At 40.7% G+C, this 12,602-nt stretch carries 13 protein-coding genes; 7 read left to right on the top strand and 6 right to left on the bottom strand.

The genetic code is table 11. From position 1 onward, the window contains the following. Nucleotides 1-313: 313 nt before the first annotated feature. Nucleotides 314-1,207, top strand: a complete 894-nt coding sequence (locus AB4493_RS21520) for a hypothetical protein (protein ID WP_372155793.1) — start codon at nt 314-316, stop codon at nt 1,205-1,207. A gap of 470 nt (nt 1,208-1,677) precedes the next feature. Here the strand turns inward: AB4493_RS21520 and AB4493_RS21515 are convergent, their stop codons facing one another. Continuing rightward, nucleotides 1,678-2,709 carry an IS110 family transposase gene (locus AB4493_RS21515; RefSeq protein WP_372155792.1) on the bottom strand — a complete coding sequence of 344 codons (1,032 nt, stop codon included), beginning with the start codon at nt 2,707-2,709 and terminating at the stop codon, nt 1,678-1,680. 249 nt (nt 2,710-2,958) lie between these two features. Between AB4493_RS21515 and AB4493_RS21510 the strand changes: the two genes are divergently transcribed. Continuing rightward, nucleotides 2,959-3,729, top strand: a complete 771-nt coding sequence (locus AB4493_RS21510) for a hypothetical protein (protein WP_102393313.1) — start codon at nt 2,959-2,961, stop codon at nt 3,727-3,729. Nucleotides 3,730-4,133: 404 nt separating this feature from the next. Here the strand turns inward: AB4493_RS21510 and AB4493_RS21505 are convergent, their stop codons facing one another. Together AB4493_RS21505 and AB4493_RS21500 are read right to left on the bottom strand one after the other, a co-directional pair. Further along, entirely contained in the window at nt 4,134-4,721 is a 588-nt protein-coding gene (locus AB4493_RS21505) for a hypothetical protein (protein ID WP_372155791.1), read from the bottom strand. A gap of 7 nt (nt 4,722-4,728) precedes the next feature. After that, entirely contained in the window at nt 4,729-5,757 is a 1,029-nt protein-coding gene (locus tag AB4493_RS21500; RefSeq protein ID WP_372155790.1) for a helix-turn-helix transcriptional regulator, read from the bottom strand. Between the two features lie 164 nt (nt 5,758-5,921). On the opposite strand from AB4493_RS21500, the gene AB4493_RS21495 reads away from it, so the two are divergent. Both AB4493_RS21495 and AB4493_RS21490 read left to right on the top strand, forming a co-directional pair. Then, entirely contained in the window at nt 5,922-6,281 is a 360-nt protein-coding gene (locus tag AB4493_RS21495; protein ID WP_372155789.1) for a hypothetical protein, read from the top strand. A 57-nt stretch (nt 6,282-6,338) separates the two neighbouring features. Then, nucleotides 6,339-6,671, top strand: coding sequence for a cyclic-phosphate processing receiver domain-containing protein (locus tag AB4493_RS21490; RefSeq protein ID WP_372155788.1), 333 nt, complete (start codon nt 6,339-6,341; stop codon nt 6,669-6,671). 228 nt (nt 6,672-6,899) lie between these two features. Here AB4493_RS21490 and AB4493_RS21485 read toward each other — a convergent pair whose 3' ends face one another. Continuing rightward, complete coding sequence (locus AB4493_RS21485) at nt 6,900-8,228, bottom strand: ATP-binding protein (RefSeq protein WP_372155787.1); 1,329 nt, start codon at nt 8,226-8,228, stop codon at nt 6,900-6,902. A gap of 238 nt (nt 8,229-8,466) precedes the next feature. Between AB4493_RS21485 and AB4493_RS21480 the strand changes: the two genes are divergently transcribed. Further along, nucleotides 8,467-8,757, top strand: a complete 291-nt coding sequence (locus AB4493_RS21480) for a hypothetical protein (protein ID WP_276393096.1) — start codon at nt 8,467-8,469, stop codon at nt 8,755-8,757. A gap of 197 nt (nt 8,758-8,954) precedes the next feature. On the opposite strand, the gene AB4493_RS21475 is transcribed toward AB4493_RS21480, so the two are convergent. Both AB4493_RS21475 and AB4493_RS21470 read right to left on the bottom strand, forming a co-directional pair. Continuing rightward, nucleotides 8,955-9,467: a hypothetical protein gene (locus AB4493_RS21475; protein WP_372155786.1), complete on the bottom strand. Its 513-nt coding sequence runs from the start codon at nt 9,465-9,467 to the stop codon at nt 8,955-8,957. A 61-nt stretch (nt 9,468-9,528) separates the two neighbouring features. Next, a complete protein-coding gene (locus AB4493_RS21470) occupies nt 9,529-9,837 on the bottom strand; it encodes a hypothetical protein (RefSeq protein ID WP_276393094.1) in 309 nt (102 codons plus the stop codon). 461 nt (nt 9,838-10,298) lie between these two features. On the opposite strand from AB4493_RS21470, the gene xseA reads away from it, so the two are divergent. Both xseA and xseB read left to right on the top strand, forming a co-directional pair. Further along, a complete protein-coding gene (gene xseA / locus AB4493_RS21465) occupies nt 10,299-12,053 on the top strand; it encodes an exodeoxyribonuclease VII large subunit (RefSeq protein WP_372155785.1) in 1,755 nt (584 codons plus the stop codon). Beyond that, nucleotides 12,037-12,246: an exodeoxyribonuclease VII small subunit gene (gene xseB / locus AB4493_RS21460; protein ID WP_372155784.1), complete on the top strand. Its 210-nt coding sequence runs from the start codon at nt 12,037-12,039 to the stop codon at nt 12,244-12,246. The genes xseA and xseB overlap by 17 nt, the downstream gene beginning before the upstream one ends. Nucleotides 12,247-12,602: the final 356 nt, after the last annotated feature.

Raw genomic sequence — 12,602 nt, 5'->3', positions numbered from 1 at the left:
GGTTCATGGGGCGGATACTCTGGTACGCTGTTATCTCCGTCTTGAAATACGGGGTATACACCATGCATCCAAGCGTAAACATATGCGTTAGACATAAGGTCTGCATTCATAGACTTCATAAAAATAATTTGGGCTCTTTGCTGAGCAAAGAGTGCTTTCATAAGAATTTCGTTAGACATACAATAACTCCATGTAACTACTTGTTGTTAAATAGCTTTACATGCCCAATCTACAACTTTTTGGCTGTATGTCTATGCGCAATATCACGAATATAAAGCAATTTAGTAACGCGTTAAATTTCAGGAGGGTATAAATGCAACACGATACAGAGAAGTACAGAGAAATATTTGAAAAAATGTCCTCTGAAGAAATCGAAGAAATGAACCGACTGAATGACGATGAGCATCAACGACAAGCCGAAGGGTTTAAAGCTGGCTATGAACGAGGCGTTTGTTATTTATGTAACAAACCTTTCAAGACAATCAGTAAAGACGTACCTTGCCTTCATTGGCTCTTACGCCAGTGCAAATTCAAAAAGAAAGATTTTCCTAAAATTTACGCGAAATATGGATATGGAAATATCGCAGCATTCATTCGATGGTGCGCGAATCAGGAGCGTATGCTTTCCAACATCAATGACTTAGAAGAAGAGAAAGCAGATAGGAAAATATTGTCATATACCGTTAAGTGGAAAAATATCGAATGGACATTTGACTGCTCCAAGAACGATTTTGAGGGGCATTATGGTACATCTATTGATTATCCTCATTTTCATTTTCAAATGAGAATTGATGGGCGGCAGTTCATCAATTTTAATGATTTTCATGTTCCGTTTAACGACCATGACTTGTTCGTGCTAAAAAATAGTGTGGAGCAAGGTGATTGGTTCAAACAAAATTTCGGCTCTATAGGTTCAGGTATGCAGGAAGCAGTAAGTGTTGAGCCAAAAGACATTATCGAGCATGCAACTCGTTCGGAAAATGAGGATGAAGCTACGTATCATTTTTCGACAATGATCGATGCGAGAGATAACCCTATTTCTGGAGAGGAAATTTATGAAATACAAAAAGAGGCAGAGCGAACTGGGAAATCTTTTGCTTATGTTGCTCAGAAGAGGTTAAAAGATCGAGCTAAAGTTCAAACTTCAGTTAGCCCTGCTGACTCTATACCTGACATAGCCTCAAGAACTGAGCACAAGCGGCGATAAGAGATTTAACAATAAATTTAATCAGATTCGCAACGCTTGATATTCTGAGTTCAAGGTTGGTTTTGTGTGGGCTGACCCATCAATACTGGACACTAAGCTAAGTGACTATCCATACTTATTGTTATTCATGAATTACTAATTTAGTAAAGACGCTAGCAAGCTTTTGTCCAAAAGCTTCTCGGATTGAATTTTTACCCGTGGCACTTTCTAACTCGAAAGTGCCCCAAAGCTTATATGGAATCCACGTATTTACAAAGTGATTTAGCAATTAAAGTTAAGATGCGGTCGTATATACGGCTTCTTGTTGAAGGCGCTACCTTCTAGCCTTTGATGTTTGCGCACCTACTGTCCTCATCGAGTTATCAGCTTTTAATAGCGTGAAGGAATGGCCAGGTTTTCAGTAGGTTGGTCTTACCTTTTTTGCATCATCATTTTGTAAAACTTCAAATTAGTATTGTGTGTTTAGTGGTTTACGCTGTCATTAAAATAGGTGAATATTTTGTTTCGTTCCGAAGCATTGCCCATGCTGTTCGAACCACTTTATTAGCAAGAGCAATACAGGCCTTTTTAAAACCAATACGTTCAATTATTTTTTTAAGCCAAGCATCTTTTTGAGTTGTCGGTATTTCAGGCAACCTTCCAACATAAGACATGGCACCGAGATAAAGTAGAGAGCGTAGCTCTTTGACGCCACCACACTTATCAATGCCGATCATGAACACTTTGCCACCAGAACTATGTTGTTTAGGAGTGAGACCAACGAATGCAGAAGCTTGTCTACCGTTCTTGAACTGCTTTCCATCACCAAGGGTTGTATAAAGCATTGCAGCTGTAACTTCGCCAACTCCTTCGATTGCCATCAATCTCTGGCATGGCTCTATTTGGCGAGTTAACGCATTCTTTTCTTTTTCGAATGCTATGAGCTTCGATTTTAGCTGTTTGTACTGCTCCCACAGCATAGATAAAACAGACACTACATTAGCGGGTATTTCTGTCTCTCCATCTAAAACAGTTTGAACAGAAGCCTTCAAACCTTTTTCACCTTTTGGATTAGCAACACCGTATCCTAAAATTGTTCCTCTAATGTGCTGTCCTAAAGAAACAACACTGCGAGATAAGAAACGACGACTACTCTCTAAAGATTGCATAGATTGTTGTTCAAGCGATTTTGGGCGACTGCATTTGATACCTATTTGTATCGCGGCATTAGCAATGGCCAGAGCGTCGTTGTGATCAGTTTTATGACCTTCAAGGTATCCTTTTACTTTTTTGGGATTGATGATCCGTACTTCATGTCCAAATCTTTCAGCTAACTGTCCCCAATAATGACAACCACAACAACCTTCCATGGCGACAATAGAAGGTTTTGCCTTAGCAAGAAATTCCTTCATTTTTTGTCGGCTTAGCGGTTTGTTGGAAAGCAATTCACCATGAACACTGATATGGCAGGCTTGAAGCACATTTTTTGCTAGGTCGATAGCGATAACATTCTTAGTCAGCATATTGGAATCCTCGTTTAGGGTCTCACTTTGCTAAGTGTAGATTGGCAAAGGAGGGAGTGGATTCCATACATCATGTTTGGGCTTGCAGTTATTCAAAACACCAAGGTGGGGTTTGCACTACTTTTATTAATATCTTGTAGGTGTCTAGAGAGTCGAGGGCTTACCATCCTGTTATCTCGTTAGTTGATTTATCGCAGCACTACTTGATAATATGGTAGGATATGTTTCCGCCTTAAGTTTTTGATTATTATGAAAAATAAGTCATGCAAAAAAGCAAAATCTAAAAAAAGAAATAGTGATAAGCATATTAGACGATTAGTTGCCGCCTCAAAAGAGATTGATAGGAATAAAGCTCGTTTAGCTGAAGTCAAAGTGCAAAGAGAAGGTAAACAGGTACTACCAGACCTAGAAAATATACAAACGGAATGGTTTAGAGTGTCAAATGAAGTACTGAATTCAAAAACATTTATATCGCTTAAACATCAACTTGAATTGCTTGAAGTCAAATCTCCTAAAGATAAAAATCCAGAGCAACACGTGCATGATCTGTACAAAAAAGCATCAACCCTGAAAGGTGTGATAGGTTTTGAATTAATTGGTGAACTAGCAGTTGAATGGGATAAGTTGATTAACTATCGCTATGGGCGTTGCCGTTACCATGAAGGCGTACCAGATAACTGCACAATAACTTGGAATCGCTCCGTTTGGTGTGCACTTGGGGATTTAATGCGGTTACAGATAGGTAATCACCGTGATGTTATGAAGTTATTCTATGGACTAGTACCTTCGGCAATAGAAGAGATTAAAGCCCACCTTGAAACTTCACCTGTTGACTGGATAGAAGCTAATAGGGCTTTGGAGTGGCTCTATGACTTGAACGAAGGACAATACAAAAGCCCCCCAGCGCGCTCAAATTTTAAGCTACTAGTAGGTGAGCCAGATATTAATCCATCATTCAGAACAATTATTAGACTAGGGAGTTCATTGTGGAAGAGTAAGCACCTATTAAACTACCCCTAAAATAAGCGTGCTCCAATTTATAGTTATTCTACTTAAACAAAACCAAATAGAGGACGCTTATGAAAAAATCAAGCTATACGGAACTGCTGCTTCCGAAGCATGATCTACCATCAGGACTAAACACTCTTTAGGTAAAGTTTCATATCGGTAGTTATTCATGAAAGGCTAATTTAGCAAAGTCACTAACACGGAACTGTCCAGAACCTTCACAGATGGCACTTCGTAACTCAGAAGTGCCCCTTTTCAACTTAGAGTTGTTACTCTTCACTAAACAACAACGATTACATTGACCAACATTTTCTAATGTTGGAAGCTTATGCAAAGCAAGTTTTGTTATAGTATCGACAAGCATAATGGCGACAGCTAACGTTTGCCGCCATTCGTCTGGGTGAGACTATTATCGTTTACTCGCTACAATTTTTCTTGAAGTCTAAAAAAGAGAAGCAGTTGTTTGAAGTACACCACCCTACAAGTAAGTAATGGCTTGGGACTCGGGTTTCATAAATGGCCGCTGCTTTTTGTAGCACCCGAAACGTTGCTTCAACCTCAGCTTCAGTTTTGACCTGAAAAACCATGATCTTATATCTAGATTCAGCCTGAAGTAGCTTGTTGAAGTCATACACAAAGCTTTGATCAGAAACTTCAATTTCCATAGCAAGAGCAACGCGTTTCAAGTGGTTATTATCATCGAACTCACGCCAGACGAAGTCATATAACCATTCACCTGCGTTTGTTTTGTAGGATGGTCGAGATTTAAAACCTAATCGCTCTCCCTCGTCTCGAAATCTATGTTTAATGGCGGCATTTTTTTCAGGACTTTTCCAGATCTCTTTCTGCCATTGACTTTCATCTCCCTTTGCTTTGGCTTTAGCTTTCTTTTCCTGAATTGCATTATCTTGAATATCGAGAAACCACTGTGTAAATTGAGTTACCATGTGAGTATCCTCTGGCAACGTCATACTGCTAGATGTCTTGAGTTTGATGGTGTCCATATATCCTCTATTTATAGTTGTCCAAAGAGCGTTTTAGTCTCTTAAATACATTAATTCTTAGTTCGCTCGGTGCCTCACAAATCACATCTTGGCTAAACTTGAGTATCCAGCTTATCAAGTCGTAGGTGGGGTAACATGAAAACGTTACTTTCCACCATGTATCATCGTACTGCTCCAAGACTTGATCTTGCGCTAATTTATTGTGAGTCAGTACATCTAATGCGTAACCCTTTACCTTTAGTATAATTCCCTCAACGTTGTCTCCGAGTAGCCAACCAGTCGGGTTTTTCGCAAAGTAATCTTCAATTGAAAACGTCTTTGGTGTTGTTATATCCAGATACAGCTTCTCAGCAAATAAGATCCTGTGGAATAAAAAAAGCTGAGGCGCTTCAGGAGTTATATCTTTCGTCGCCACTAGGTAGTGACTTTGATCTCGGATTATCAGACCAAGAGGGTTTAGTGTGTAATCTTTTGACTGTTCTGACTTGTTTGATTGATACGAAATCTGTAATTGCTCCTCATTGAGAACACAATCATAAATAACTTTTCTGTACTCCTCATCAATATGACACTCATCGTAGATAAGAGGATAACTATCTGAAACTACATTAACTTTACTTTTCCAGTTTGAAAACAAGTGCTTTGCTGATAACTTTGCGTCGGCTTTGTTAAGCCACTCTTCGAGTTTCTCAGATAAATTTACTGGAACTGTTTTACGAAGTAGTTTCTCCGACAGCACAAGAAGGAAAGCCTCTGAGGCAGGTACAACATCCATTACGTCTGGCTTCTTTAAATCCCTGAACCAACGTCGATACCCTCGCTCATCGTCTTCATAATCTAAAGCAGCCCACTCAGCAAGCTTCTCAAGATCTCTTTGAACCGTTCTTTTGGAAATCTCATACCCTTCATCAAGTAAGGTGCGATGAATAGCTGCGGTTGTTGAGCCTTGTTGAGGGTAAACAGGTATGCTATCAACCATAACTAAGTTTCTTAAAATAGCACTCTTTCTTCTGCGCTCCTGAGCGATGTCACTCATATTGTGGCCTATCCTTTTAAATTTATTCTTTATTATTTAGTACTTTAGGTAACATTACGTTGACAGACGTCATGTAACGTCTCGCCCGAGGAGGCATCAATAAGACATTAGGTGTCGCTCACATCGATATCCTACTTGCTATTAAGAGCAATGCTGACTTAGTGATGAAAAAACAAGAGCAAATTATCTTCGAAGTACTCGATATCTATCCAAAGCTGAAGGAAGCCAAGGGTTATGTTTTCTTCGGCACTCTAGAAGAAAAGCCGCCATACCATATGGCTACCTATAGGAGTTGGCGTTTGACCCATAAAGAAACGGCCGAATACACTAAAGCAAGGAATGTAATCGGCGATTTGTTAGACTCATTGCTGGAAAATATCTCTACTCTGTCACCGCATCCTCATGGTTATTTGAAGATAGAAAACGAACGAGTTTCTCTACATTGGGCGACTCGAGATATCGTAGATAAGATGTTGGATAATATAGAAAATGCTTCAAAACTGCACCGACATGATCTGGATTGAGATCGAGAACAGACTGGTCTGGAAGTCGTTTGTAAATTAATCGTTCTCGGCATAAATATGTCTATTGATTATGGTGAGCGTATGAAAGTCTATCTTGATGATGAAAGAATAGCTCCAGAAGGATGGAAAAGAGTCTATTGGCCCGAAGAGGCTATAAAGTTGCTCCAGTCTGGAGAGGTAGAAGAAATTAGCTTAGACCACGATCTTGGAGATGATACGCACGGGACTGGCTATGACGTCGTTGTGTGGATTGAAGAGCAGGTTATTGTTAATCGTTTCCAACCACCAAAAATAAGAATCCACTCTGCCAATAGTTCAGCTCGCATCAAGATGGAGTTGGGGGTTAAAAATATCTACGCCAATACAATTCGAAATTTGCGTATTACGTGAATGTGGCAGTTCAAATTATCGTTTGTTCAAGACGGTTCATAGCAGTTTTCATGCAGCACCTTAAGCCTAGCGGAGAAAAGTGTGTCCAACCGTTAGTTAGCAATAGTAAAGGTAATCCGAAAGGCTATAGTGTTTTGACTATCGTAACTTGGAAATGTCCAACACTGAGCTAGCTATCGTGGCTAGCTCATTTTTAACCACATATCACTTAAGAGTTTGAGATGCCAATCAATCTTGAATACTTCTGAGATGTGTCAGTAAGAACTCTGTGAAATACAGCGGCATTTCAATGTTTTGAGTCTCGGTCGTTGGAGAACCTTGAGTTCCTGTTAGCTTGATAGTTTTGTGCGGGCTGCACTTGGTTATGTAAGACGGCAGTGATTTTGCGCGAGTGCGATTACTACTTTTGATCTCCACGGGAATAATGCGACCAAGCTCGTCGCTGATGATGAGCTCCATCTCGGCTCTAGCATCGCTCCATGAAAAAGTAGGTTCAATGCCCAACGACGCTAGTTCCTGGTGAACAAAGTTTTCTGCAATATACCCCTTGTATTCATGGCCTTGTCGTTTGATCTCAAGGTAGCTCGTGTCTAGCACATGGTTTAGTAGCCCAACATCTAGCAGAAACAGTTTGAATGTGTTTTCTTTTTTATGTGCGACGAGTGGAGCCTTAGGCTGTCCCTCAATGGTGTAGTTCTTTAAAACCAGTTGGCACTTTTGAAGCCAAATAATGGCGTTTTCGTATTCTGTATAACGGGATTTACGTTCATGGACACCTTTAAACTTGAAGCGCTTTACTGACTTGTCATGAACTGATGAGAGTTGGACTGGGATGCTTCGAAATACAGACTCAAGTAACATAGCGTTAACGCTACCAGAGTGTTGTCTGAAATCATGCATGTAATCTTCAATTAGTCTTCTGTGGACTTCAGAGACAGCTTCTATTCGTTGAAGAATGCTGGTTTCTGAGTTTTCGAACCATGTATTAACGGCTTCAGGCATGCCGCCGACGTAGTAGTAATCATTCAAAAGCTCTAATAGTTTGGTGTGTGCCACTGGCGAGTTAAGCTGTTGTTCAAAAGCGTTTTGCAGTGTTTTTTCACCCGACGCCCATACAAATTCTCTGAAGCTCAAAGGTCTCAAACAGTGCTGTTCAACTTTGCCAACAGGAAATGATGTAAGCAGACCAATGGTAGAGCCACAAGCAGCAACATATGCCCTTGGTGCTTGCTCTGCGAAGTACTTGAGGGAGGTAACGGCTCTTGGGCACTTGCCGATTTCATCCAATATAAGAAGATCTGTGTCTATATTGAAGGGCTCACCAGTTAAGAGTTCAATGTTGGTAATGATCACATTTGGGTTTAGAGAGCCAGAGAATGCTTCCATCAACTCTGGGTTTTGCAAAAAGTCGACCCTTAGGATCTTTTTAAACTCTCTACCAAGTAGCTCTTGTAATAGGAATGTCTTGCCTGTTTGCCTAGCCCCTTCAATGAGTACAGGTTTCCTGGTTTTGCTATTTTTCCACGCGATTAGTTTTTGCAGAAGTATCCGATTCACCGAGGCATCCTATTTAAAAGCAATGAGCATATGTAATTACATCTTAATGCGCACAAAAGTACAATATAAAACGATAATTGGCGCATAAAAATGTATTAATGGTTCTTTTAAATGCGCTTAGGACTGAGGTAAAGTTTCATATTGGGTATCTAAGCTCGTCCTTAGATAGATGGGCTCTCTACAAAACCATGCTTGTCTGGTATTTTGAAAACTCAGGGATCTTAGCTCTAGGAAAACCATGCCATACTGCAAAACCGCCTTAATTGTAACCGAGCAAATGAATACGCGATTGGTGCTAGACCAACTGGCTCAAACAATGTTCAATGCTCCTCGTGCTGTCCAGTGTGAGTGGAATCCTGATCAATTTGCTATAGACAACGGCATGAACAACATTCGTGCTGTGATTGATAATGACAGGGGGCTCATTCTGCTGCATTGCCGCTACTCGCCATACATTGATATCGGCGAATCGGTAATCAAACAGTTTGCTGCTGAACAAGGCTTATTAACGGGAAGTTTGGAATGCTAGCTTAAATTCCTGCTCTTCAAAAATGGCCACTTTCTCTGTTTATATATAAAAATGAAAAAGTGGCCTTGCTCAAAGATAACCAAAGCTGGCGCTTTGAAGTAAGTCGACCTATTCATGAGCTTTGCTCATGGCTTACCATTGTTAGAAATTTTCGTGGTTTCAATAATTTCTAAACGGTGTGGGGGCGCAGACTCACTTCAGTATTCAGACATCTCTGGTAAAGCCCCAAGGCGATTAATGACTTCCAGATGGCCTGCAAACTTTCGAATACTCAATGAATCTACGATAATGGCACTGGCGACCTGAAGAAGATCCAGATTCTTTCGATGCTCCTTGAAGTCATTGAATATTTGCTGCTTGAGTGAAACATCGAACTCAATTCGAGTTCGTGGGTAGCCTGCATGGTCTTCATATTGAATGACAAGGTATTGTGAATGGCTATTGAACATCGATGCGTAGAGCTCAAAAAGCTCATCAACTCTTTCAAAATCAGCAGTACTGAAACTAAATTGTTGATGTTTGAAATCGAAGTCGGTGATGTCGAGAGTGTTAATTAGCGTTATGGTGAGCATGTAACAAACTAGTTTTGGAGCTTTGATACATCCTGAGTTGATTGGCTCTTTGTCCATGATTTCTAGGCAAGAGTCCGAACGTAAGTTGTTGGTTAAGTAAGCTACTTGCGGCAGTTCATTGATGTTAAATTTAATCATCGTATCGCTCCATTCTCATGATAGTGGAAGGGGGCAAAGCCTCCCAATTTCGGCTTTAGATTTAAAACATTGGAGTTACGGGTGAGCTTGGGGTGTCGTAAGTGAAGATTCCCAATAGGGTTTTAAATTGGGCGTAATCGCCAATAAAATAGTCGAAGTCAGCAGACGTTAGTCTAGAGATCGACTTGAGGTGCTCTCTACACATCATCGGATTATTAATCACATTGTGTACTGTGGCATGCATGCTGAGTAGGGTGAGTTTGCTCAGGCCAGTCCATACATAGCGACCGAGATCTTCAAGATCATCTATGTCTCGCAGTCCGACAATTATCTTGCTAAGTTGTTGTCTATCAATGATGTGTTTGATCATCGTATAGCTCCTTTGTTTGAAGGGGTGCTAGATAACAGACACGACAAAACCACCGCCATGGTGCAGTGTTTGGTTGTTATCAGTTCAGTAGTGTTTTTTGGGGGTAGTCTATGCATCGTGCTATCCAAGTTGTAAATAAAAATACCATTCATCTCACTCGCCAAGGCGAGCTATGTTTATTAATATTTTTATTTAACTGTCTGGATACACGAGTCCTTTCTGACTTATATATCGACTGTCATGATTATGACCCGTTTATTAGGAGCTATTTTTTTTCATTGTGCAAGTAGCTACGGATTGCTTTATTAAAATTTTGTGACTTGATTCACATATGCAATGTGGGTTTAAAAAAGTGTTGCTTTTCAGCTTCTTTTTAAAAAAATTCTAACTATGTTCATTATCAAATGAAGTACTTAGCTTGTTTTTAATTGATATTGGTTGGTAACGTTTAGGGGCATTAAGTGGTAAGCATCGCACAAGTTGATAAGCACAGTATACCTAGCCAGACGCTAACAGAGCTGTTAGGACAGGTGGAGCAAGTAATTCGAGGAAGTTTTAATGGGCGTCATTGGATTACTGCGGAGTTATTAAATCTCAAGCAAAACCAATCTGGGCATGTTTACCTACAATTGACGGATGCCAACGAGGGTGGGTCGGAGTCACAAGCGCGTGCGGTTATTTGGTCGAGTCGAATTTCCATCATTGAGGAGTTTGAAAAGAGTACTCAAATGACCCTTTCTCAAGGGTTGAGTATTCTTTGTTTAGTAGAAGTTCAGTTTCATACCAAGTATGGACTCAACTTGACCATCGTAGATATTAATCCCAGCTACACGATTGGAGCATTTGAGTTAAAACTACAGCAGATCCGCAATTGGCTGGCCGATAAAAGAGAAGCAGATTTAAATCAACGCTTGAGAACGCCTACGGAGTTTACAAGGGTTGCCGTGATTGCACCGCAAAATGCGGCTGGGTTAAGTGACTTTCGCAGTGTGGCGCACTTGCTTGAACAGCACAATCTATGTCAGTTCGACTATTTCTACGCATCGTTCCAAGGTGAAGCTAGGATACGCGCTATCGAGATGGCGTTTACTGAACTGGTTCAAAATGAACATGCCTATGATGCAGTGTGCGTGATTAGAGGCGGTGGTGATAAGGCTGGGCTTAACGAACTCAGCGAACCGAAACTGGCACGATTGGTTTGCCGTTGCCCATACCCTGTTTTCACTGGGATTGGGCACAGTACGGACTCTGTCATCCTTGATGAATTTGCTAATCAATTCTTTGCGACGCCGACTAAAGTCATTGATCATATCAAACATACGATAATTCAAAATGTTCAATCTGTTCGTGCGAGCTATTCAACGCTTCAAAACGTAGCGCAGTCGATATGTGACCAACAGCGTCAATCAATTACACACCAGAAAGAACGCATTGGTGCAGGACAGAGTGCCTCATTAAGTTATTGGCGCAAGAACGCTGTAGAGCTTGGGGAACGCTTGTTCGAGCGAGCCCAAAACCGAGTGAGAGAAAATGGAGACTTGGTTAATCGACAGTTCCAATACCTTAGTGCCAACGCAAACCAGAAATCTAATTCATCACGTATTGCGCTTAATCGCCTTCATGAGCAAGTGTTTCATCAAGCAAACAAGGCGCTGAGTGGCTCCAAATCTGCCGTCCTTGCGGAGCAGCAGATTATGAAACAATCGAGTGCCGCTGTCCTGATGCTTGCGAAGCAAAATGTTTTATCGGACTACAGGGACTTAAAGCAGTTAGCAGAACATCGGGTTCACAACCATAAACGAGACACTCGTCAATTTTGGCTCAACCTGAACCAGTCTTCCAAAACCTCGATATATATTGCCCGTAATCAGACGGTTGCAGCCTCAAACTCATTGGTTATGTATGCGCGGATGCATGTACAAAGCCAACAACATGAGATCCAACAAGATACAAATGTTCTCTTTGTGAATGCCAAGAGGGCTTTGTCTACTCACCAAGATTTAGTCCGAAATGACAAGCGATTAATCGAGGCCTATGACCCTCAAAGGGTTTTAGAACGTGGCTACGCACTGATGTGTGATGATGAAGGCCACGTAATTAAAAGCACTCAACAACTTGTAAATAATCAACAGTATACAGTCCAGTTGCATGATGGCAGTGCGACGGTAATCAACCACTCTTTCCAGAAGGATCCGCAATATGAACCAGCAAACTAGCAGTTATATGGATAATTACTCGAAGCTTAAAGCAGCAGCAGAGGAGCTTTCTCAGCAAAATGTTCCAGATGTTGATCGCATCATACCACTGGTAAAACAGGGCACAGAAGCGTACCAGCACTGCATGAGCCGTATTCAACAGGTAGAAAAAATGCTCCAAGAGATAGAGCAGCAGGCAAGCTCTAGCCAGTAAAACTTACTGAGGTAAAGGCTACTTATGCCTTTACCTCTACTCAAAAATGGGCCGTCATTGAGCTCCGATTCACGCAAACTCACAACTTTTTTAAAAGCCCTCCAGTACCGAATCCGCCACGTACAGTCTTACGAGACCATTCTTATTTTCACTTGGGCTGTATATTGAGAAGATCTGATCACACGATCAAAATTGATCTATATCAATTAAATGTAATTTAATTTTATCGCATCCTTTCGAACAAACTTTCACATATATTGACTCGCTTTGGTCGTAACCATTTGAATAATAATGATTTTTACTGCTTTTTTACTATTATAAATAATATTCTGTAATTCAATTATTATTTATAATAT

It is taken from the genome of Vibrio sp. 10N.222.55.A1 (genome assembly GCF_041473835.1).
GTDB lineage: Bacteria > Pseudomonadota > Gammaproteobacteria > Enterobacterales > Vibrionaceae > Vibrio > Vibrio crassostreae_C.
Note: the sequence above shows the minus strand (reverse complement) of the source record. Positions and strands in the feature narration are given on the sequence as shown.

Bases quoted from the DNA above. Each gene is read 5' to 3' on its own strand.
- AB4493_RS21475 (WP_372155786.1), bottom strand. From the start codon at position 9,467: ATGATTAAATTTAACATCAATGAACTGCCGCAAGTAGCTTACTTAACC.
- AB4493_RS21505 (WP_372155791.1), bottom strand. From the start codon at position 4,721: ATGGACACCATCAAACTCAAGACATCTAGCAGTATGACGTTGCCAGAG.
- AB4493_RS21480 (WP_276393096.1), top strand. From the start codon at position 8,467: ATGCCATACTGCAAAACCGCCTTAATTGTAACCGAGCAAATGAATACG.
- AB4493_RS21495 (WP_372155789.1), top strand. From the start codon at position 5,922: ATGAAAAAACAAGAGCAAATTATCTTCGAAGTACTCGATATCTATCCA.
- AB4493_RS21510 (WP_102393313.1), top strand. From the start codon at position 2,959: ATGAAAAATAAGTCATGCAAAAAAGCAAAATCTAAAAAAAGAAATAGT.
- AB4493_RS21515 (WP_372155792.1), bottom strand. From the start codon at position 2,709: ATGCTGACTAAGAATGTTATCGCTATCGACCTAGCAAAAAATGTGCTT.
- AB4493_RS21470 (WP_276393094.1), bottom strand. From the start codon at position 9,837: ATGATCAAACACATCATTGATAGACAACAACTTAGCAAGATAATTGTC.
- AB4493_RS21520 (WP_372155793.1), top strand. From the start codon at position 314: ATGCAACACGATACAGAGAAGTACAGAGAAATATTTGAAAAAATGTCC.
- xseB (WP_372155784.1), top strand. From the start codon at position 12,037: ATGAACCAGCAAACTAGCAGTTATATGGATAATTACTCGAAGCTTAAA.
- AB4493_RS21500 (WP_372155790.1), bottom strand. From the start codon at position 5,757: ATGAGTGACATCGCTCAGGAGCGCAGAAGAAAGAGTGCTATTTTAAGA.
- AB4493_RS21490 (WP_372155788.1), top strand. From the start codon at position 6,339: ATGTCTATTGATTATGGTGAGCGTATGAAAGTCTATCTTGATGATGAA.